Source organism: uncultured Duncaniella sp. (genome assembly GCF_910577345.1).
Lineage (GTDB): Bacteria > Bacteroidota > Bacteroidia > Bacteroidales > Muribaculaceae > Duncaniella.
Genome location: NZ_CAJTMT010000005.1, coordinates 125,055 through 147,501 on the forward strand (window position 1 = coordinate 125,055; position 22,447 = coordinate 147,501).

At 53.1% G+C, this 22,447-nt stretch carries 20 protein-coding genes; 11 read left to right on the top strand and 9 right to left on the bottom strand.

What is annotated here, in order from left to right:
• Positions 1–13: 13 nt before the first annotated feature.
• From QZ310_RS04060 to QZ310_RS04080, 5 genes are read right to left on the bottom strand one after another with little or no spacing between them, the layout of a single operon-like run.
• Positions 14–1,069: a sugar phosphate nucleotidyltransferase gene (locus QZ310_RS04060; protein WP_297070640.1), complete on the bottom strand. Its 1,056-nt coding sequence runs from the start codon at positions 1,067–1,069 to the stop codon at positions 14–16.
• Positions 1,059–1,769: an acylneuraminate cytidylyltransferase family protein gene (locus tag QZ310_RS04065; protein ID WP_297070642.1), complete on the bottom strand. Its 711-nt coding sequence runs from the start codon at positions 1,767–1,769 to the stop codon at positions 1,059–1,061. The genes QZ310_RS04060 and QZ310_RS04065 overlap by 11 nt, the downstream gene beginning before the upstream one ends.
• Positions 1,753–2,922: a UDP-N-acetylglucosamine 2-epimerase gene (gene neuC, locus QZ310_RS04070; protein WP_297070644.1), complete on the bottom strand. Its 1,170-nt coding sequence runs from the start codon at positions 2,920–2,922 to the stop codon at positions 1,753–1,755. The genes QZ310_RS04065 and neuC overlap by 17 nt, the downstream gene beginning before the upstream one ends.
• Positions 2,923–2,944: 22 nt before the next feature.
• Positions 2,945–3,613: a YggS family pyridoxal phosphate-dependent enzyme gene (locus QZ310_RS04075; protein WP_297070647.1), complete on the bottom strand. Its 669-nt coding sequence runs from the start codon at positions 3,611–3,613 to the stop codon at positions 2,945–2,947.
• Positions 3,614–3,618: 5 nt separating this feature from the next.
• Positions 3,619–4,065: a DUF4494 domain-containing protein gene (locus QZ310_RS04080; protein WP_297070650.1), complete on the bottom strand. Its 447-nt coding sequence runs from the start codon at positions 4,063–4,065 to the stop codon at positions 3,619–3,621.
• Positions 4,066–4,403: 338 nt separating this feature from the next.
• Here QZ310_RS04080 and QZ310_RS04085 point away from each other — a divergent pair, with 338 nt between their 5' ends.
• From QZ310_RS04085 to QZ310_RS04095, 3 genes are all read left to right on the top strand, one after another.
• Positions 4,404–4,787, top strand: coding sequence for a DUF805 domain-containing protein (locus QZ310_RS04085; protein ID WP_297070652.1), 384 nt, complete (start codon positions 4,404–4,406; stop codon positions 4,785–4,787).
• 359 nt (positions 4,788–5,146) lie between these two features.
• On the top strand, positions 5,147–5,971 hold the full coding sequence (locus QZ310_RS04090; RefSeq protein ID WP_297070653.1) for a DUF3822 family protein: 825 nt from the start codon (positions 5,147–5,149) through the stop codon (positions 5,969–5,971).
• Entirely contained in the window at positions 5,962–6,504 is a 543-nt protein-coding gene (locus tag QZ310_RS04095; protein WP_297070655.1) for an RsmD family RNA methyltransferase, read from the top strand. The genes QZ310_RS04090 and QZ310_RS04095 overlap by 10 nt, the downstream gene beginning before the upstream one ends.
• A 138-nt stretch (positions 6,505–6,642) precedes the next feature.
• Here the strand turns inward: QZ310_RS04095 and QZ310_RS04100 are convergent, their stop codons facing one another.
• From QZ310_RS04100 to QZ310_RS04115, 4 genes are all read right to left on the bottom strand, one after another.
• Entirely contained in the window at positions 6,643–7,452 is an 810-nt protein-coding gene (locus tag QZ310_RS04100; RefSeq protein WP_297070658.1) for a hypothetical protein, read from the bottom strand.
• A 67-nt stretch (positions 7,453–7,519) separates the two neighbouring features.
• Positions 7,520–7,957 carry a biopolymer transporter ExbD gene (locus QZ310_RS04105; RefSeq protein WP_297070659.1) on the bottom strand — a complete coding sequence of 146 codons (438 nt, stop codon included), beginning with the start codon at positions 7,955–7,957 and terminating at the stop codon, positions 7,520–7,522.
• 43 nt (positions 7,958–8,000) lie between these two features.
• Positions 8,001–8,666, bottom strand: a complete 666-nt coding sequence (locus tag QZ310_RS04110; RefSeq protein WP_297070682.1) for a MotA/TolQ/ExbB proton channel family protein — start codon at positions 8,664–8,666, stop codon at positions 8,001–8,003.
• A gap of 96 nt (positions 8,667–8,762) precedes the next feature.
• A complete protein-coding gene (locus QZ310_RS04115) occupies positions 8,763–9,476 on the bottom strand; it encodes a pyridoxine 5'-phosphate synthase (protein ID WP_297070661.1) in 714 nt (237 codons plus the stop codon).
• 134 nt (positions 9,477–9,610) lie between these two features.
• Here QZ310_RS04115 and QZ310_RS04120 point away from each other — a divergent pair, with 134 nt between their 5' ends.
• From QZ310_RS04120 to QZ310_RS04155, 8 genes are all read left to right on the top strand, one after another.
• Entirely contained in the window at positions 9,611–9,994 is a 384-nt protein-coding gene (locus tag QZ310_RS04120) for a hypothetical protein (protein ID WP_297070663.1), read from the top strand.
• Positions 9,995–10,099: 105 nt separating this feature from the next.
• Entirely contained in the window at positions 10,100–10,993 is an 894-nt protein-coding gene (locus QZ310_RS04125; protein WP_297070665.1) for an NAD kinase, read from the top strand.
• A 46-nt stretch (positions 10,994–11,039) separates the two neighbouring features.
• Positions 11,040–11,753: a YgjP-like metallopeptidase domain-containing protein gene (locus tag QZ310_RS04130; protein WP_297070668.1), complete on the top strand. Its 714-nt coding sequence runs from the start codon at positions 11,040–11,042 to the stop codon at positions 11,751–11,753.
• A 653-nt stretch (positions 11,754–12,406) separates the two neighbouring features.
• Positions 12,407–15,454, top strand: coding sequence for a TonB-dependent receptor (locus tag QZ310_RS04135; RefSeq protein WP_297070670.1), 3,048 nt, complete (start codon positions 12,407–12,409; stop codon positions 15,452–15,454).
• A 32-nt stretch (positions 15,455–15,486) separates the two neighbouring features.
• Positions 15,487–17,031 carry a RagB/SusD family nutrient uptake outer membrane protein gene (locus QZ310_RS04140; protein ID WP_297070672.1) on the top strand — a complete coding sequence of 515 codons (1,545 nt, stop codon included), beginning with the start codon at positions 15,487–15,489 and terminating at the stop codon, positions 17,029–17,031.
• A 21-nt stretch (positions 17,032–17,052) separates the two neighbouring features.
• A complete protein-coding gene (locus QZ310_RS04145) occupies positions 17,053–18,339 on the top strand; it encodes a SusE domain-containing protein (protein ID WP_297070674.1) in 1,287 nt (428 codons plus the stop codon).
• A 173-nt stretch (positions 18,340–18,512) separates the two neighbouring features.
• A complete protein-coding gene (locus tag QZ310_RS04150; RefSeq protein WP_297070676.1) occupies positions 18,513–19,982 on the top strand; it encodes a hypothetical protein in 1,470 nt (489 codons plus the stop codon).
• A gap of 616 nt (positions 19,983–20,598) precedes the next feature.
• The coding region (locus tag QZ310_RS04155; protein ID WP_297070684.1) for an alpha-L-arabinofuranosidase C-terminal domain-containing protein at positions 20,599–22,447 on the top strand (1,849 nt) is incomplete at its 3' end.

Genomic DNA, 22,447 nt, shown 5'->3' on the forward strand with positions numbered 1-22,447 from the left:
GCGTGAAAGGATTTCAAGCATCAAGTGTCTGCTGCAAGTGACGCATCAGTTCGCGGGCATGGGCGAAATCGACCGGCGAGCCTATATCTATCCATGTTCCGTTGATTGGGAAATAGCTGACGCGCTTTCCCTCTGCAATGGCGCGCTCGATTAAATCGGTGGCATCAGTGCGTTCGTCGGGACTGAGGGTATGGAGCAGGGCATTCGAGAAGATATAGATACCCGCGTTGGCATAGTAGGAATATGAGGGTTTCTCTTCAAGGGCTGTCACACGTTGTCCATCGGTATCAAGAATGGCGTAAGGAACGGAGACATTGTAGGGCACGGCGGCTATTGTTATGTCGGCTTCCTGCGCGCGGTGATGGAGGTAGAGGTCCTCGAAGGAGATTGTCGTCAGCAAATCTGAGTTCATGACAATCGTATCGCCATCCACAGGTATCTCGACAAGAGCTGCGGATCCGATGGTGCCGAGAGGGCGCGATTCCCTCACACATTTTACACTCACTCCTGCCACGGGCTTTGAGAAATGCTCTTCCAGTTGTTCGGCAAGATAATTGACCGTAACACTTATATTCTTAACACCTACTGCTGCAAGGGCCTCGATATTGTAGTCGATAATAGCTTTGTCGCCGATTGTCAGCAGGGGTTTGGGAGTCGTGAGAGTCATGGGACGCAGGCGTTCACCCTTGCCTCCGGCCATGAGTATGGCACCGACCGGAAGCACCGTCTTGGTGACGCGGGTGTCAATGACATCGCGGATGTGACCGTCACCGTCAAGAACCGGAATGAGAGTCAGCCTGTGGCGGCGCAACTCACGGAGAGTATCGGGATTCACCTCCCCTACGCTCAGGAAACGGAACTTGCGGAACATCGCCTCCGACACGGGAGCATCGAGCTTCACCCCACGCAGAAGTGCGCGACGCACATCGCCATCGGTAAGCGTGCCGACCATGCGTCCGTCGGCATCCGTCACCAAGAGAGTCATCACTCCTCCCGAAAGTTCGTTAAGACGGCCAAGAGCATCAATCAATCGTGAGCTGTCGGCCAATATGTGGCGGTCAATCTGCATGTGACATCAGGTTTTCAGTTATTATCCAGTCAAGCGGCGTGTCAAGGTCGACCGAACGCGACCGTGGCATTTCAAACGGAATCCTACGGGGAAATTCCCCAAGCCCCATCCGCCGGATGGAAGCAGGATTGATGACATAGACTGCACCGTTGTATTGCCACGCCTTCGGAGCATCCTGACGGCGGGTGAATTTGCCTTCGCCTTTTGCGACATGGAGTGTTCCGTCCGACGAGGTCTCGAAACAGTCATAATATGGATTGCAGGCGGCTTCCGTCACAGTCACCACCATATCGACATCCGGGGTATAAAGATTCATACAGCCCTTCACGTCATCAACCGTGCGCATCGGTGATGTCGGCTGCAGCAGGACCACAACATCATAGTCTATCCCGCTTCGGTCAGCCCAATCCATCGCGTCGATTATAACCTCGCGCGACCCGACCTTATCCCCACCGAGTTCGGCAGGACGACGGTAATTGACCGGCAATCCGGTCGCCTCGGCTACCGCGCGGATTTCATCATCGTCAGTAGACACAACTACGTTTGTATCGGGAGCAAGCTCACGGGCCACATCGATGGAGTAGTGAATCAGAGGACGACCGCACAATGGTTTGATGTTCTTGCGCGGAATACCCTTGCTACCACCCCTTGCAGGAATGATGAAAAGCGGTTTGACAGCTTGATTAGACCGGGATGTCATAGAATTTCTTACTTCTTAAAGTTTCAATTGGAGTTTCCGCGATTGCCTTGACCATTACGGCAAGGGTGTCGGGCCGGAAATATGGATTTTCTGCCTCGCGGGCTATTTTCTGCCCTTCGGGAGAAAGCGCTCGTCCGATAGCCTCAGCGATTTCATCCGTTAAGTCGCCGCAATGTATCACACTCTCGCCACACAAGCGACCGCGCTGACGGATGCCGATGTCGACAGTCGGGATGTGCATCGAAGGCACCTCGACAATTCCACTTGACGAATTGCCTACCACGGCACTCACACAACGCAATGCCGAAAGATAGCGCAGCTTGCCGAGGGACGGAATGACTCTGACACGCCCGGGATTACGACGGCCATAGTCCTCGATGCGGTCAATGATGACACGTCCGCGCGAATCATTGTTAGGATATGTGATGATTACATTTGACTCGGGGAAACGGTCGAGAGCGGCAAGAAGATTGTCGCAACGGCTTCCCGGATCCTCATCGTCGAGAGTTGCGGGATGGTATGTGACGAGCAATGAACCCTCAGGCAACGGAAGTCCGACGGATGTTTCCAGCTCGCGGCGTTCCATCAAAGGTTCATGCATTATATTGTAGACACCGATGGCACCCGTGTTGATTACGCGCTCCGGATCCTCACCCATTGCAATCACACGCCGGCGATATGGTTCGGTAGCTGTCAGATGCAGTGACGACATCTTGGTGATGGCATGGCGGATGCTGTCGTCGACAGCTCCCTCGGAAATCTCACCTCCCGCAATGTGGACAATCGGGATGCGGAGCATCAGAGCTGCGGTAGCTGTGGCAAGCATCTCGAAACGGTCGCCTAAAATGACCAGCAGGTCAGGGGAAAGGCCGTCAAGGACGGTAGCCATGCCGGTCATGCACTCGCCCATAGCCTTTACGGTGCCGACTGGGGAGTCAGTCGAATCGGGCATCTCAATGCGGAACGGCTGCGCGAAACCGTCGGCGATTATCTCGTCAATCGTATGACCATAGCGTTCGCTCAGATGCATGTTTGTCGCAAGAATGTCGACGTGGCAATCCTCGCGCGCAGCAAGCGCACGGGCAATTCCGCTGAGCAGTCCCCAGTCGGCGCGTGTGCCTGTGGCTATCGCTATTTTCCTTATTCCGGTCATTCGAAATGCTGATTTATTCCTGTTAATATTCCCTTTCGCCGAAAATCGAGGTTCCGACACGAATCATGTTGCCCCCCTCTTCCACGGCAATAGGCCAGTCATGACTCATGCCCATGCTGACGATTGAGAATGAAGGAGAGGAGGCGAAGACACCGGCACGGAGACTGTCGAACGCAGTACGGATCTCACGGAAATCACTGCGGATACGGTCTTCATCGTCAACATTCGAGGCCATACCCATGACCCCACGGATTTCAACCGCTTTCAGCGAGGCAAGAAGCTCGGGAGTCACAAAGTCAAGCAATTCTTCGGGTGTGAAACCGAATTTTGTCTCCTCTTTAGCGACATGTAGCTGAAGAAGGACTCCGGGTTCGCGTCCGGCCTTGGCTGCTTCATCGTCCACGGCACGGAGCAGACGTTCGGAATCAATACTGTGGATAAGCGAGGCATGGGCCACCACCTTGCGCACTTTGTTGGTCTGGAGATGACCGATGAAATGCCAGTCTATGTCGGCAGGAAGCTCCCCGGCCTTGGCCTCAAGTTCAAGCGCACGGCTTTCGCCAAACACACGCTGACCTGCTCCGTAGGCATCCATGATAGCCTCGGAGGGATGAAATTTCGACACGGCAACAAGTTCCACCCCCTCAGGGATGGACTTGCGCAGTTCGAGCAGACGTTGACTGACGGTCATGACAATCAACCCTCCTTGTTTTCACCGCCAAGGTTGGCGTCATAGACATCCATGATAAGGGTTTCCTGGATGGTATTGATTTCAAAATCAGCCATCGTACCCTTCATGCCCTCCATGAAATTATCGAAAGCCTCCTTGAAGCTGTCGGCAGCCACGAGAATCTGGGAAATGGATTTCTTCTCAACAGCGGTCTTCTCATCAAGTGTGATGAAGGCCACCTTCACGAGATACCATTTGTCGCCTGTACGCTCACGGAAGATTTCGGCAATCTTGGTGCGCTTCACGGCCGATACGGAAAATTCGGAAGTGAAGTGGGCGATTTCCTCTGAGATGCGGGCCTCTGCTTCAGTAAAAGAGAGGGCATCAACCATATATGCTTCAGTTACTTTCTTGATGGCGCCGTTTTCCATCGTCTTATCATAACGGACCTTAGTTTCAAACCAGTTTGCCATTGTAGTATTACTGTGTATTCTTTTGGGTGTATGTTTATTATGTATATTGTGGATATGCAGTCAGAAAGCAAATCCATCCCCCTCGGGGGATAAACCGTTTAGGGTGCAAAGTTAGCGAAAAATAGCGAGAATCTGCATCCCTGATATATGAAAAGAGTTTGACTGAAAAATTTTCCACTCGATTTTTCCACATAAATAAATATGCACAAATTTCACAATTCCACTGATGGATATTTGGATTTCATGGATAATAAGCGTATTTTTGCATTATACTCCCTCCCGATTGTATTGGATCATGCAGTCGGGTACAACTCTTACAACCACAAACCTTATTAACTATGTATCAACGTCAACTTAATTTCGGTGAGGCTGTGCAACGCGCCGTCACAGTCAACTATTGCAATTTCCAGGGCCGTGCTTCACGTTCGGAATATTGGTGGTTTGCCTTGTTCTGCTTTATTGTAGGCGCAGTGATTTCCGCACTTTTCTTCTGGAGCGAAACAATTGAAACTATCGTGAGCGGTATTTTCTCGCTTGCTCTTCTTCTTCCGTCTCTTGGCTTGGCAGTGCGCCGTCTGCATGATACAGGCCGGTCAGGCTGGTGGATTTTCATCAATCTCATACCTTTCCTCGGAACATTAGTCTATCTGTATTTCGTAGTTCAACCGAGTCAGCCCGTCCCCAACCAATGGGGTGGAGTGCCTAATCTCGTGCAGCAATAAAAATTACATACCACGTTTGTATTAACGCACCTTTTAATCCCATGCAAGGTATTATCTTTGCATGGGATATTTGTTTTCCATCCGCTTCCTTGGCACAAGCCGTAATATCTGAAAAAGGCACATAATGACAGAAGGTCAGAAGATACAAAAGGTTAATTTAAAGTAAATTATACTTTTGTTTCTTTTGTTTACTCTGTTCGTTTGTATCCCTTTTCCACCGGATTTCCAAATTGACCCATTTTTTCACGCTCCGACCGTCCTCTCCGCACCTCCCCGGCCTGAAAATCAGCAAAAGCCATCGACCGCAGTTGCGCGATATGAGTTTTTTGACTAATTTTGCCTCTATAAACATCCCCTGAATGACACCCGAAGCTTTAAGTGAAAGGATTGAAAGTCCTGAAATCAGAAATCTCCTGCTGCGTCTGAGCCACGATGCCCTTGACGTGGTGATATATTCAATTGTCGAGGACAATTCGCTGATTTACCGCCGTTTTGCACTCGACACTGCTTCCACGTCGTGGATCGGTGCCATACAGAATGTGATTTACGACCATCCCGCCCTGTTGAGTGATTTCCGCAGGGTCTATTGCGTGGTGGAAACGCGCGACTACACCGTTGTTCCGGCCCAATGCGAGAGTGAAGAGCAACGCCGACTGCTTTTCGATACCGCATATCCCGACAGCAAACTCGAAATGACCGCCGACGATACCGGCACTGTCAATGCACTCGTGCTTACGGGAATAGAGCCGGAACTGAGAGGCTTCATCAACCGTACGTTCCAACGCGTCACGGTTGTCAGCCACATAGCCGCGCTCTGCCGCTACGCAGCCATAAACGGCACTCACGGCAACAAGGTCAAGATGATTGCGAATATCCGTCAGGATTCAATAGACGTTGTCATCACCGACGGACGCCGTCTGCTGATGGCCAACACTTTCAGCTATCACAATCCGGAGGATGCCGTCTACTATCTGCTTGCCATCCGTCAGCGCCTCGGCCTTGACGAGCGGAACGACGAGCTTCTGCTTGCAGGCGACCAGGAACTCCGCGACAGACTCACACCGATGCTACGCAATTTCGTGGCGCGCGTTGTGCCCATCATCTTCCCGCCACAGATGTTCAAGGCCGGGAAGGATGCCATGCTCGCACCATTCGAACTCATAACACTCCCACTATGCGAATAATCCGAGGAAAATATGGCCGCCGGCGTTTCAACGTCCCGACCAATATCACCGCACGCCCGACCACCGATTTCGCGCGCGAGAATATCTTCAATGTAATCGAGAATATGGTCGACATCGAGGGACTCAAATGCCTCGACCTCTTTGCCGGAACCGGAGCCGTGAGCTTCGAACTGCTTTCGAGAGGTGCGGCATCGGTCACCTCTGTCGAAAAATCGGCTACGCAGGCACGTTTCATCGAGAAGGTGAAACGCGAACTCGACGACCGCAATCTCCATCTGCTGCGCACGGATGCGTTGAGATTCATCCGCGACTCGGCATCGACCTTCGATTTCGTCTTCGCAGACCCTCCCTACGACCTCGAAGGCTTTGGCGACATCCCGCAGATGGTCCTCGATTCGAAGCTCCTTCATCCCGGGAGCATCTTCATCATCGAACATTCTAAAAAATACGATTTCTCATCCCTCCCGCATTTCTCCGAACATCGCGCCTACGGCTCGGTCAACTTCTCAATCTTCGAAATTCCGGAAGAATAAGAAAGGGCACATAAGGACATAAGTTCAGAAGGCACATAAGTTTATTTTAGCTATTTGATTGTACAAGTAAGCTTTATATAAACTTATGTGCCTTCTGAACTTATGTCCTTTTGTGCCCTTATTTACCTTGCAAGAGTTTTACTTGAAGTTGTAGGTGATGGTTCCGGTCTGGGTAGCGGGAGCATCCTCGTCGACCGAGAACTGCGAACGCTTCGCAGCCTCGATGCAACTCTGACGGGCCGACTGGCTTGCAGCAGCCGCTCCCGTGCCGGACTGATAGCTTGCAGCCGTCACACGACCCTGACGGTTGACACTCACACGGATGGTAATAGTACCTAAGGGAGCCGAAGCTGGACGGTGCCAATCCTCAAGAGTACGGCCTTTAAGATTGAATCCCGGACTGCCGCTGACGGCACCGACCGTAGCGTTTCCATTAGGACTGCCGGCACTTCCGGAACCGGATGTGCCTGTCCCGGTCTGGCCGAATTTGACCTTTCCGGCAATCGCCTGACGGGTTTCCTGTTCGCGCTTCGCCTTTTCAGCAGCGGCTATCTCCGCCTTGGTCGGACCGGTCTTCTCGGGAACAGCCTTCTTCTCAACCTTCGCGGGCGACGGGCGTTCGCTGCTCACGACAGGAGCCGGTTTTGCCTCCTCGCCGGAATTTTCGAGAGCCTCAACCTCCGGAGCAGGTACGGCTTCGGCATCCGTCTCGGCAGGAGCCGGTTCGGAATTGGCTTCAGCTATCTCCGGACGGTCACCGACCATCACATATTCACCGCCGAAAAGCACTTCTGCAGAATCGACAGGGGGCCAGACGCGTTCGGAATCAACAGCGACCGGACGCAGATAAATGGTGAGCAAAGCCACAACCACGAGAACGTGGAAGAGCACTGTTACAAGCAAAGCTATCAGATGGTGACGGCGACGGTCACTTCCGGTGTCAGACATGTGGATTGCTATATGAATAAGAGAACTGTTACATTAGAATGATTACGTATACCGAGAAGACAAGAGCCTACTCGGCGGGACGGGCTGACGCAGGAGCCGGTTTGGTGGCGAGGACCATCTTCAGATTGTTCTGCGCACCGAGGTCGAGAACCTTGACGAGTGTCCCGTAGGTCACCTCCTCATCGGCATAGACAGCGATATACTCCTCAGCGCCTTCCGGACGCGATGCCTGCTGGCTGAGGAAGTCGAGCAGCGCGCCCATATCCATCGCCACCGGCTCGCTCTCATCGGCGGTGGCATAGATAACACCGGCCTTGTCGATATACACGCGGGTGGAAGGCTTCAGAGCCGTCTGCTTCGAACTTTGGGGAAGATTCACTTCAAGAGCCGTATGGAACACGAAGGTCGATGTGACCATGAAGAAGATGAGCAGCAGGAAGATGACATCGGTCATGGATGCCATCGAGAAAGCCGCCATCATGGTGTTTTGTCGTTTCAGAGCCATAGTCAAAAGGACTGATTAGGTTGACAATTTCGGGACCCTGCGCTTATGCAGGCTCGTTGAGAAGGTCCATGAACTCCATGGTCTTCGCCTCAAGAGCGTTCATCACCTTATTGATGCGTGCCACGAGATAGTTGTAGGCGAAGAGGGCGATGATACCGACAATCAGACCGGCGACAGTGGTGACGAGCGCGGCATAGATACCGTCGGCAAGTACTGCGATGTTGGCGCTCGAACCTGCGGATGCAAGGTTGAAGAAGGCCTGCACCATACCGATGACGGTTCCGAGGAAGCCGATCATCGGGCCTCCGGCAGCAGTGGTGGCAAGCCATGCAAGACCCTTTTCGAGATTGGCAATCTCGATGTTGCCGGTGTTCTCGATGGTGACAAGCACGTCGTTCATCGGACGGCCGATGCGGCTGATACCCTTGCCGATGAGTCGTGAATAAGGTGTGTCGGTCTTCGCACAAAGTCTGCGCGCGCTCTCGATCTCGCCATCGTGGATATACTCGCGGATACGGTCCATGAAAGAGTTATCCTCCTTCTGCGCACGGCGCAACACCAGACAGCGCTCAACGAAAATATAGATACACACAATCGAAAGTATGGCAAGCGGAATCATGATCCATCCGCCACGCATCGTGAGGTCCCACACCGAAAGCTCCTGAGCCACGGTTGCAGCCTGAGCCTGCACCGCCTCGTTGTAATTCATGGCGGCAGTGGCCACCGTGTCGACAAATTCCTGCTGAATCATCTTACTTTATACTTAATCCTTAATACTTTATACTTAGTACTTAATACTTAATCCTTACCTCAGACATTCCTTATACTCCCTGATTGTCTTCTCCAGACCGAGATAGAGAGCATCGCAGATGAGCGCATGGCCAATCGAAACCTCGCTCAGACGGGGAATGTTGCGGTGGAAAAACTCAAGGTTGACAAGGCTGAGGTCATGACCGGCGTTCACACCCAGTCCGGCCGAGAACGCTGCATGGGCAGCCTCGACGAAAGGAGCCACCGCCGCCTCGGGATCTTTCGGATAAAGGTCCGCGTAAGGTTTGGTGAAAAGCTCCACACGGTCAGCGCCCGCACGGGCTGCAAGCTGAATGTTCTCAACATCCGTGCCGACGAAAATCGACGAACGGATGCCTGCATCGCGCAGACGGTCGACAATCGAGGTAAGAAACTCGATGTGCTCACCGACATCCCAACCCGCATTCGAAGTGATGGCACCCGGAGCATCGGGCACAAGAGTCACCTGCTCCGGCTTCACCTGAAGCACGAGTTCCATGAATTCCGGCGAGGGATAGCCCTCGATGTTGAACTCCGTCTTGACCAACGGACGGAGACGATACACATCGTCGCGGCGGATATGGCGCTCGTCGGGACGGGGATGCACCGTGATGCCGTCGGCCCCGAAAGCCTCGCAGTCTGCCGCCACTTTAAGGAGGTCAGGCACATTCTCACCTCGCGCATTGCGCAAAGTGGCTATCTTGTTGATGTTTACGCTTAGATTTGTCATTTTTCCTTGCAATGAAATCTTTTTGTCGGGCTGAGTGGTTCTTTATATAAAGTATTATTAGTAATTTTGTAGCTTCATTCCCGACAAGTTTGTGATTGCAAAATTAGGCAGAAAAACTAAAACATAGAAATATTTTGCTCCGAAAAGACGATACATCTGTCCAAAACGTCGCAATTTCCGCCTCTCCGGCTGAACAGCTCGACCGCCTCTTCCCTCTCGTCGAGGAAAGCAGCACCCTTGTGCTCGCCTGTCGCCGCGGCGACTACAGCGCATCGCGCATTGCCCGCGCCGTCGAGGACTGCGACGCTCATCTCCTCAACCTCAACGTCACTTCCGACGGTGAGGCCGACAGCCGCATCATTGCCGAACTCCGCGTCAGCCACCGCAACCCCGAATCCGTCAGCCGTTCGCTCGAACGCTACGGCTACGAGGTCATCGACGCCCAGGGGACCCCGCTTGCCGACGACTCCCTCATGCGCGACCGCTACGATGAACTCATGCGCTACCTCGGTCTTTGAGGGAGATGCATGATGCATAGTTCATGATGCATGATTGCATTCCTTGCGGAATGTGTAACCCATAGTGCATACACAATATAATAGTAATAGCTTACTGTAATAGATATGAAAATAGCCATCTTCGGCAAACGCCGCCAAAGCCCCGACGACATCCGCCATATCCAGGCTCTTCTCGACCGACTCTCAGAGCTTGACATCTTCGTCAGCGTTGACCGCCACTTCTTCGAGGCAATGTCGCGCGCAACAGGCTCTCCGCTCCCTGTCGACGACGTCTTCGAGGAAGATGACTTCACTGCCGACTTCTGTTTCAGCATCGGAGGCGACGGCACCTTCCTCCGCACCGCCCGCCGAGTAGCCACCAAAGAAATACCCATCATCGGCTTCAACACCGGCCACCTCGGCTTCCTCGCAGAGCAGTCCATCTCCGAAGCCCCGAAGATGATCGACCGCCTCATCGCGGGCGACTACACCGTCGAATCCCGCTCACTCCTCGAAGGCAAAGGCATCGGCGGAAAGGTCAAAGCCGGAGTCTCAGGATGGGGCTTCGCACTCAACGAAATCGCCATCCTCCGCCAGGACACCGCCTCGATGATTACCGTCAACACCCTCCTCGACGGAATGCCCGTGGCATCCTATCAGGGCGACGGCCTCATCGTCAGCACCCCGACCGGTTCCACCGCCTACAATCTCTCGGTCGGAGGCCCCATCGTGCAACCTACAGCCCCCTGCTGGGTCCTCAGCCCCATCGCACCCCACTCGCTGACCATGCGCCCCCTCGTCGTTGCCGACAGCCACATCATCGACATCTCCGTCGAATCGCGCACCGACACCTACCGCGTCACCCTCGATGGCCGCTCCCTCATCCTCCCGATCGACGTTAAGCTCCGTCTGCGCCGCGCACCCTTCGTCACCAAAGTCGTCCACACTCCCGACCACAACTTCATCGACACCCTCCGCGCCAAACTCCTCTGGGGCATCTCCAAACGCGACGAGCAGTAAGCCCAAGCCTTATGTCCGTCCGCCCTTCCGTCGCCACATTACCTAAATGAGCACATTCACTCTCACCCACCCGACACTCGGCCACATCACCGTGACCGAGCGATCCGGCTCAGGCAAAATCTCAGCCCGCTGGACATCCGGACAGCTCAAAGTCAACATCCCCGCCGGACTCTCCAGCCGCCGGATTGCCGACACCATCGAGCGCCACGCAGCCGACTTCGAGCGCATCCGTCCACGTCCGCGCTACCACCCCGGGACCATCATCCCCATCCCCGCCACCGACATCACAATATCCATCCTCACCGCCCCCGGAATCACCCGCCTCACCCTCACCGTTCCGACCACCGGGCGCTTCAACATCCTCCTCCCACCCTCCGCCGACACAGCCGATCCCGCCATCCAGTCTGCCATCGACACAGCCGTCAAAGCCATAGCCCGGCGCATCGCACCCGCCATACTCCTTCCGCGCGCACGCCAACTCGCCTCCAACCTCGGCCTCGGTGTCGACCGCTGGGAAATCGCCCACGGCATGAATGTCCTCGGCACCTGCTACCCCCGCCAACGCCGCATCCGCCTCTCCTTCCTCAACGTCTTCCTCACCCCCGAGCTCCGCGACTACATCATCCACCACGAACTCGCCCACCTCTCCTGTCCGGGCCACACCCCCGAATTCCACTCTCTCTGCGACCGTTACTGCGGCGGCCGCGAGCGCATCCTCATCCGCCTCCTCCACTCCTACCCCTGGCCTGTCGAGCGCTGACAACGAAAACCTCCTCCAATCACCCAATCATTACATTTCAGCCCCCTTTTCGTCCCCAAAACACAGATTTTTAGTCCAAAACAAATCTTTTTCGCAGATTTTCTTAAATTTGTTTGACCAAACCAAAATAAAGTTTTATATTTGTCGCGGATTTCACACACGGTCGAAGACCGGCGTATGATTTCCGCTTCCCCTTTTCACCGGCAGGCCTCCGCGGCTTGCAGAATGTAGAGAGAAAGAGATTGAAATAAAGGAACATTTTAGTATCATCATTTTGTAGAGATTTTCAGCAAGCAGGCGTGTTGTCACCGAAGATTTCATCATCTTCCCGTGGCATCGCGGTAGCCCCCGAACTGACACCATTTCCATTCTTCATGCAATGTTGTCATCACACCCCCAACATGGCTCATCTTACCGGCCACACGGACTCTTTTCACCTGACGCTTCTTGCCTTAATAAACCATCCATGGTCAACAGATAAAACCATGCACGGTCACGACACCGATTGATTCCTTGACTATTCTCCAATACTCATCACTCTGCTCCGTCTGCTCCGACAGCAGGCCTTGACCAACACTGAATTTTTTATTTGAGATTATCATATTTACTAAATTTTTCTAAACAATTCGTGCATGAAGAACATTTGTTTTCAAATGACTCGGAAAGTGTGGCTCGTCGCTTTCATGGCGCTCTGTGCTGCTTTCCCCGCTTTCGCGCAAACGATTACAGTCAAAGGTACTGTAGTTGACAAAGAGGGCGAACCCCTCATCGGCGCAAGTGTTGTGGTCCAGGGCGAAACCCTCGGCACAGCCACTGACTTCGATGGTCAGTTCACAATCTCCGCCCCCTCTGACGGTACACTCATCGTTTCCTACGTCGGCTACGACACTCAGGAAATCGCAATCAACGGCCGTACCGAAATCAACGTGACTCTTCTTGAAAACTCCGTGATGCTCGGCGAAGTCGTAGCCATCGGTTACGGTACCGTCAAGAAAAGCGACGCCACCGGCTCCGTGGCGACTATCAAGCCCTCGGAAATTGAAGCCGGCCTCGCTACTTCAGCCCAGGACCTCCTCGTAGGTGCCTCTCCCGGTGTTGTCGTGACCACCTCAGGTAACCCCTCGTCAGGCGGTGACATCCAGATCCGTGGTGGTGCATCACTCGCCGCATCCAATGCCCCTCTTATCGTAATCGACGGTGTGCCTATGGACACCAAGGGCATCGTAGGTTCTTCAAACCCCCTCGCACTCGTATCTCCTGAAAACGTTGAGTCAATGACCATCCTCAAGGATGCATCCGCAACTGCCATCTACGGTAGCCGTGCATCAAACGGTGTCATCATCATCACCACCAAGTCAGGTGCCAAGGGCAAGCCTCAGGTCAACTTCACCATGAACGGCTACATCAACACTACCCAGAAGTATCTCGACATGATGAGCGCCGGTGAATTCCGTAAATTCATCATCAGCGAGTACGGTGAAGGTTCCGCAATGGCCGGTCAACTCGGCGACTACAACACCGAGTGGCAGAAGGAACTCACTCGCACAACTTTCTCGTCTGACTACAGCCTCAGCGTAGGTGGCACTTACAAGTGGCTCCCCTATCGCGTCGGTGTGACATACACTGACAACAACGGTATCATCAAGAATACCGACATGGACCGTGTTACCGCATCAATCAACCTCACTCCGAAGTTCTTCAACGACCTCCTCTCTGTAAATGCAAATGTAAAGGGTGCCTACATCACCAACAACTACGGTGCAAACACCCTCCGCGCGGCAGCCGGCATGAACCCGACCCTCCCTGTCAAGGATCCCAACGGTTCACCCCTCTTCGGCTACTATACTTCATACGTCAACGGCGGTATCATCGCAGGCCCAGATGCAATCGGTTCGACCATCGACTCGACCACCTCACCCCTCAACCCGATTGCCGACAATGAAGCAGCAATCTCTAAGGGTAAGGCATACCAATCAGTCGGTAACCTCCAGCTCGACCTCAAGATGCCCTTCCTCACCGACCTCCGCGCCAACCTCAACCTCGGTTATGACTATCAGCACGGAGAAAACTACTCGAATCCGCTCATCAACTCACCGAAAGCGTGGAACAACGGTTACACCGTTCTTGACAACGGCAACCGTATCAACATCAAGGACGGTGGTGTAAGCCGTTTTTATGAGTACCAAACCCGTGTCAACCTCCTTCTCGACTTTTACCTCAACTACAATCACTCTTTCGGCGACTTCTCTACCCTCGACGTGACCGCCGGTTACTCATGGCAGAAGTTCCACAACAAGAAGCGCGACTACAGCCGCGTGTTCCAGGTTGTCGACGCTGAAAACGAAAAGTATCTCGGCAATCAGGCCGACCCCACCAGTATCACCATCCATCCCCATCAGCTCGTCTCATTCTTCGGTCGTATCAACTACACACTCCTCAACAAGTACCTCATCACCGCTACTGTACGTCGCGACGGTACTTCCCGCTTCTCCAAAGAGCACCGTTGGGGTACCTTCCCCTCCGTAGCCCTTGGTTGGAAGCTCCTTGAGGAAAACTTCATGGAAGGCGCACGCGACGTGATGAACGAACTCAAGATCCGCGCAGGTTACGGTGTGACCGGTCAGCAGGACCTTGGTGACGACTACTTCCCCTATCTCCCTGTCTACAACCAGTGGACCGGTGGTGGTGCAGTCTATCCCTCCATCACAGGTCAGGGAACCTCAACCTATCCTTTCTATGCAGCATCCTACAATGCCGACCTCAAATGGGAGGAAACCCACACATGGAATGCCGGTATTGACTTCGGCTTCCTCAACAACCGCATTCTCGGTAGCTTGGATTTCTATCAGCGTAAGACCAAAGACCTTCTTACCAAATCTCCTTATCCCGCAGGTTCAAACCTCACCAATGTCGGTCCGATGAACCTCGGTGACCTTGAGAATATAGGTCTCGAATTCAATATCACCGCCCGTCCCATCGTCAACGATGTGTTCCGTTGGACTTCCGCTTTCAACATCGCTTGGAACAAGAACAAGATTACTTACCTCGCCGATGGTGCAGACACAGTGGTTCAGGATTCAGGCATCTCACTTGGTAAAGCCAACAAAATACAGAAACATCAGGTAGGCTATCCCGCTTTCAGCTTCTACGTTTACGAGCAGGTTTATGATAAAGACGGCAATCCTATCGAAGGTGTCTATGTTGACCAGAACGGTGACGGAGAAATCAATGCCGCCGACAAAATCATCTACCACAGCAAGGATCCCAAGGTGACAATGAACTGGTCGAACACCTTCAACTACAAGAACTGGGACTTCGGCATCACTCTCCGAGCAAGTCTCGGAAACTGGGTCTATAATGACACTCAAGCAAGCACAGCGGTCAAGGAAGTCAACAACTCTCTTCCCCTTGCCAACCTGAACACCAACTCGTTCCTCTTTAACACGGTTACAAACGAGCTTGCCTGCAGCAGCTATTTCGTGCAGAACGCTTCATTCCTCCGCTGCGACAACATCACTGTCGGCTACACTTGGGACAATCTTCTCAACGACAATCTCCGCCTCCGCCTCTACGGTGCATGTCAGAATCCATTCGTGATAACCAAGTACAAGGGTCTTGACCCGGAAATTTTCTCCGGCATCGACAATAATGTCTACCCCCATCCCTTGACATTCTCCTTCGGTATCGTGGCTTCATTCTAAAAAATCCATACTCCCCTTAAAGAAGAATCAAAATGAAATTATCAAAATATATCGTTCTCGGTGCCATTGCCCTCACCTCCCCTGCTTTCGTAGCTTGTGTAGGCGACCTTGATGTCAAGCCTGAGAACCCTACAACCAAAACAGAAATAACTTCTGCCGAGGAACTCTATGGCGAACTTGCCGGTATCTACGGAGGCCTCGTGTTCGAAGGCGGTATCACCGTTGACGACGGCGGTGCAGGTGTCTACTCCCGTCAGCTCTGGAACCTCCAGGAACTCAGTACTGACGAAACTCTCATCGGCTCTAACTGGGCTGACGCAGGTATCAACGAGCTTGTCTACTCGACATGGTCGACCGATAACCACTGGCTCTATGAGTGTTTCTCGCGCTTCAACTATCAGATTTCAATTGTCAACCAGTTCATCCGCGACCTCCATGCCTACGGCAACCTCCTTCCCGGAACCGACAACCTCTCAGTTGACGTGTTTGATGCCGAGGCCCGCACGCTCCGTGCCCTCTCATACTACCACATGATTGACATCTTCGGTCGCGGTCCCTGGACAACAGAGTCCTCCATCGTGGGCGCAACCCCTCCCACCTACGACCGCACTCAGCTCTTCGATGCAGTCGTTGCCGACCTCGAGGCCGCCATTCCCAACCTTGTGCCCGCAGCCAAGCAGGTCTATGGCCGTGTATCGCGTGAGGCCGGCTACATGCTCCTCGCGAAACTCTACCTTAACTCTGAGGTCTACACCGGCGTTGCCCGTTGGCAGGAAGCAGCAAATGCCTGCAACAAGATTCGAGAGACAATCGACAATCTCGCTCCTACCTACAAGTATCTTTTCTGCGCAACCAACGACAAGTATGTCGGTAACGGCGAAATCCTCTGGGGCATTCCTCAGGATGCAACCACCCTTACAACCTTCGGCGGTACAACCTACCTCTCAGGCGGTAGCTATCGTGGCGATTCCGACCTCCTCAAGACTCTCGGCGTAGCAGTCTCCGGTTGGGAAGGCCCCCGCGTGCGTGAGGAACTTGCCGACGCTCTCGCCATGAACGACAAGCGCCGTCTCATCTATGAGGGTGACTATACCAAGGACATCCTTGACCTCAGCGACAAAAACCAGGGCTACATGTGTATCAAGTATGTCTATACTCCCGAGGATGACTACTACAACGAAAAGCAAGCAGAACCCTACTGCAACACTATATTCAATCCCGCCGACTTCCCCCTCTTCCGTCTCGCCGATGTTTACCTCATGCTTGCCGAGTGTGAACTCAACGGAGCTACCGGCTGCGACGGTCTCAACATGATGAACAAAGTGCGCGAACGCGCCGGTCTCGATAAAGTGACTCAGCTCACTGCCGAAAACATTCTCCGCGAACGCATGTGTGAGCTTTACTGGGAAGGACACCGTCGTTCCGACCTCGTCCGCTTCGGCAAATTCGCAGGTTCAAACTATGTATGGTCATGGAAGGGTGCAGCCGCTGCCGGTGCAGCCACTGCCGAAACCCGTAACCTTTACGCTATCCCGACCCAGATGATTCCGACCCTCGGTCAGAATCCCGGCTACTAATATCTTAATATGATTTTATCAATGAAACAGTTATATATTTTAGCAACACTTGCAGTAGCCGCCTTCTCATTTACCTCCTGTGAGGCGGACAAGGAGCCTGTCTACTACGCTCCCGATCCTGCAACCTTTGTCCTCAACACTCCTCCTTTTGCCAATCAGACATATATTCTGGAAACAGGCGGTAATGTGGAACTCACCACATCGCAGCCCGACTATGGAGTGTCTACCGTAACAAACTACTCAGTTGACGTTACTCTCGCTGATGAGTTCGTCGAAGCCAAGGAGGCAACAGAGACAGAACCGGCAACGGAGGCAAACTACATTACTCTCACGCCAAATTCACCGACTTTAGCCAATATCAGTCTTGAAGCAAAAACGCTCGATCTTGCTATCGTTCGTGATCTTATGGGCATTTCCGGTTTCGCTAAGTACCCTGAAGAAGGTATTGCCCCCGTCAAGCTGACAATCCGCGCCCATGCATGGATTACAAACATAGCGTCAAGCGCATGTGTTTCAAACAACATTGTTCTCGAATCAGTTCAACTCTATAATCCTTATTCACCGGAACCCGGCTACATTTACTTCGTTGGCTCTCCCGGTTGGATTGAACCTTCAGAATCAAATGCCACTGCCTACGACGATCTCCGCTTCGAAGAGACCGGTGTCGGAACCAATATCTTCATCGGTTCAGTCAACGTCCCCGCAGGTAAGCAATGGTTCCGTCTCTACACCGAACTCGCCGGATGGAGCGGTACCTGCTACGGTCCTGAAACCAACGAAGCCGTGGTTAATTTCTCATCGACATCAATCGACTTGCCCGAAATCACCCTTACCCAGAACAACTGGACAACTCCCGAGACATGGGTTGGTGGCGATGTGACATTCGAAATTAACCTCACAGACTCGGAAAATCCCGTCATCACTGCCAAAGAAGGTAAATTCTTGAAGGAAACCTACGTCTATCTTGTCGGTTCAATGGCAGGATGGGCTGAACCCAACGAAGCAAACGCAGCCACCTATGAGAACTGGCGTCTTGTTGACCGAGGTGGAACACGCATCTACTCCAACACCTTCGACATCGCTGCAGGTGACCTCTACTTCCGCGTTTATCCTGCACTCACCGGATGGGGCGCAACTCCCTACTCATCCGACAACGGAGGTTCAGACATGCAGATGACACTCGGCGACGCATACAAGTGCGTGACCGGCGAAGGCTGCTGGACATTCAACTGGGGCGGTGGTAAACTCGAATTCACCCTCGACACCTCTGTGGAACCCGCAACACTCACCGTAAAAGCCGCTGAGTAAAAACGATTCAGATTGTAGGGACGCGCTGCAGCGCGTATGCCGGATGAATTTGCGCAAAATTCCAATGGCATCCCGAAGATAATTCCGGACTTCACCCGGCATACGCGCTACAGCGCGTCCCTACATCGGATTCACTCCATTCTACATTCAAAATCAGTATCACAACAACAATAATGAAAAAATTTGCATTTTTCAGCATATTAGCGCTCGGATTCGGTCTTGCATCCTGCGACAATGATTTTGACTTCCCCAACCCTCCGGGACAGTCCAATCCTCAGGAGCCTATCTTTGAGACTGCAGATCTCGAACTCACCTCCGGTGTCAACGGAATTGTAAATCTCGATCAGGTGAACAATGACAACTCTCTCGTGGCCCTCGCCAATGTTGTCACCGTCGAAAATCTTCCCGAGGACTATCAGCTTTCCTTCGTCGGTCAGATGGCAACATCGGACGATTTCAGCAATTCTTTTGAATTCGCAACTTCTGTTGCTGACAACATCGTCTATGCCAACCCCGATGACCTCGATGCAGGCTACCATAAGTTTTTTAACACAATCGATCCCAACGCTGAAAATACTGTCAATATCCGCTACAAGGCATACGCTGTCAACGGTTCTGCAACTATACGTCTCGGAGGCGAGAACGTTTACTTCTGCCCGATGACCGCAACCATGACTCCCCTCAATCCCGGATTCACCGTTGAGGAGGAATACTACCTCATCGGCACTTGCTCCAACGGTGCCATCGACGCCTCTAAGGCCATCAAACTGTCAAACGGTGGTGGCAGCCCCTACGACAATCCCGAATTCTCAGCAGTAATCAAAGTTTCAACCGATGAAGCCGACAATGGTTATCAGTGGGCTGTAGTTCCCCGCTCTACCCTCACTGCCGGTTCAGGTACAATCTTTGGCGTGTCTGATTCGGAACTTGCGACTGAAAGAGAAGGATTCCTTAGCGAATATTCTTCAAATCCCGCCTATGCCACTATTACAGAGGCAGGTCCTTACCAGATTATCGTCAATATGCGACCTGATGAAGACGGTCTTTGCAGCTACAAGGTGATCAACGCTGTTGAGCAGCTTTATGTAATCGGCACCGGTTGTGACTGGGATTTTGCCAAGGCACAGATTCTCCAGACCAGCAATAACATCACCTATTACGGTTACGCTCACCTTAACACAGAGTTCAAGCTCACTGTAGAGCCTAATTGGCAAGCTACCGCCTACGGTTCGGAAGAAAAAGGCAAGCTCACTACAAAACCCGGAGATACCAACATTAAGGTTGACCAGAACGGTGATCCTATTGCAAACGCTCTCTATTGGTGCGATGCTAATCTTGTTGATATGGACTATGCACTCACCAAGATCAATACCATCGCCATCATTGGTGATGCTACTGTAGGCGAATGGGTAACTGAGACAGTGATGACTCCCTCAGCTGACTTCCTCACATGGACCCTGAAGACCACCCTTAAAGATGGAGTATTCAAGTTCCGTGCCAACAACGACTGGCCCATCAACCTCGGCGGTTCGCTTCAGGATCTCACTCTGGACGGAGCCGACATCCCCGCTCCCCTCACCGGCGAAGTCACCATCACCCTCGACCTCAGCAAACTCCCCTACACTGCAACAGTTGTAAAATAAGTATTTGTTTAGTATAGAGATTAAAGTATAGAGTATAGAGCAATAGCACTTAAAACTTAAAACTTAATACTTTATCCTTACCACTTAATACTTAAAAACCCGCCCCTTTATTTCAATCTGAGCGCCACCCGGCTTCTTTCCCGCAAGGGAAAAGGTCGGGTGGCCATATTTTTAGCCCCTCCCCGATGTGGCATTGAAGAATTAACCGATTATTTGTGACATATTTTTTACCCTCCTCATTTGCAGAAAAACACTACCTTTGCAAAAGAAGAGATACAAAAGAACAAAAGAGCATAAGAGACAAAAGTTTTTATATATAGCAGATGGATACTCTACATAATTATAGCCTATCCGACCTATATGGCCTATCCGACCTCTTATATCTTTTATATCCTATAACTCCCCTCTGATTAACCCTTTTGTCCCTTTTGCCCTTCTGTTCTTTTGTATCTCCCCACCCCTTCTGTCCCTTTTGCCCTTCTGTCCTTCTGTATCTCCCCCCTTTTGCCCTTATGTTCTTTTGTATCCCATTAGATTTTCATCATAAATCATAATATTCATGAATCTCAGATCAACCCTACTCACTGCCGCGCTTCTCGCTGGGGCGGTCTCCGGAATGAACGCCGAAGAATTCGTCATCCGCACCGACAAGCCCGGGGCCGCAGTGCAACCCACCATGTATGGCCTCTTCTTCGAGGACATCAACTATGCGGCCGACGGCGGACTCTACGCCGAGATGATCAAAAACCGCTCCTTTGAATTCCCACAGTCACTCATGGGTTGGGAAAGCTCAGGCAAAGTCAGTGTCCGCGACGACGGCCCCTTCGAGCGCAACCCACACTACGTCCGCCTCTCCCCTCCCGGCCACGGCCACAAACGCACCGCCCTCACCAACGAAGGCTTCTTCGGTGTAGCCTTCCGCAAGGGGGAGGAATATCGTTTCAGCGTGTGGGCACGCAGCGCCGGTGACCGCCCGTCCAAAATCCGCGTCGAGCTGACCGACCCCGCCGCAATGGGCGAGACACAGGTGATGGCAAGCGCCACAATCGACATCACCGACGGAGAGTGGAAGCGCTACACCGTCCGGCTTACCCCTAAGGAAACAATCAGCAAGGGTCGTCTGCGAGTGTTTCTCGACTCAAAGGAGGCCTGCGACCTCGAACACCTCTCGCTCTTCCCGACCGACACCTGGCAGGGACATGAGAACGGACTGCGCAAGGACCTCGCGCAGAAACTCGCCGACATCCATCCCGGACTTCTCCGCTTCCCCGGCGGCTGCATCGTCGAGGGTACAGACCTCGCCACACGCTATCAGTGGAAAAACTCTGTCGGTCCCGTGGAAAACCGTCCGCTCAACGAAAACCGCTGGCACTACACCTTCCCCCACCGCTTCTTCCCCGACTACTACCAGAGCTACGGACTCGGATTTTTCGAATACTTCCAGCTCGCCGAAGAGATAGGTGCCGAACCCCTCCCCGTCCTGAGCGTAGGCCTCGCCTGCCAGTATCAGAACAAGGGTATGGACGCGCATGTCCCCGTCGACAGCCTCCAGCCCTACATTGACGACGCACTCGACCTCATCGAGTTTGCCAACGGCCCCGTCACAAGCGAGTGGGGCAAACTCCGCGCCGACATGGGTCACCCCGAGCCGTTCAACCTCAAATTCATCGGCATCGGCAACGAGCAGTGGGGCCCCGAGTATCCCGAACGCCTCGAACCCTTCATGAAAGCCATCCGCGCGAAGTATCCCGACATTCAGATTGTAGGCTCGTCAGGCCCGAGCGCATCCGGCGAGAAATTTGACTACCTCTGGCCTGAGATGAAGCGCCTGAAAGCCGACCTCGTCGACGAGCATTACTATTGCCCCGAAGAGTTCTTCCTCACCCAGGCCGACCGCTACGACTCGTATGACCGCAAAGGCCCGAAAGTCTTCGCCGGAGAATATGCCTGCCACGGCAAGGGGAAGAAATACAACCACTTCAACGCCGCCCTCATGGAAGCCGCCTTCATGACCGGTCTGGAACGCAACGCCGACATCGTGCAGATGGCCACCTACGCTCCTCTCTTCGCCCATGTCGAGGGGTGGCAGTGGCGACCCGACATGATATGGTTCGACAATCTCAACTCCATCCCGACCGCAAGCTACTTCGTGCAGCAGCTCTACTCCACCCATAAAGGCACCCGCGTCCTCCCCCTTACCATGGAAGGCAAATCTGTCACCGGAGCCGAGGGTCAGAACGGCCTCTACGCCTCGGCAGTCGTCGATGATGCAAGCGGTGAGTATATCGTCAAAGCCGCCAACACCTCCGACTCTCCACGTGAGCTCACACTCCGCTTCGACGGCATGAAGAAGGGACGCAAGCTGACGGAAGGGCGCGCCATCACCCTCTCGTCGGATGACCCGGATGCCGACAACACTCTCGACAATCCCACGCGCATCCGCCCGGTAGAAACCACCCTTACCC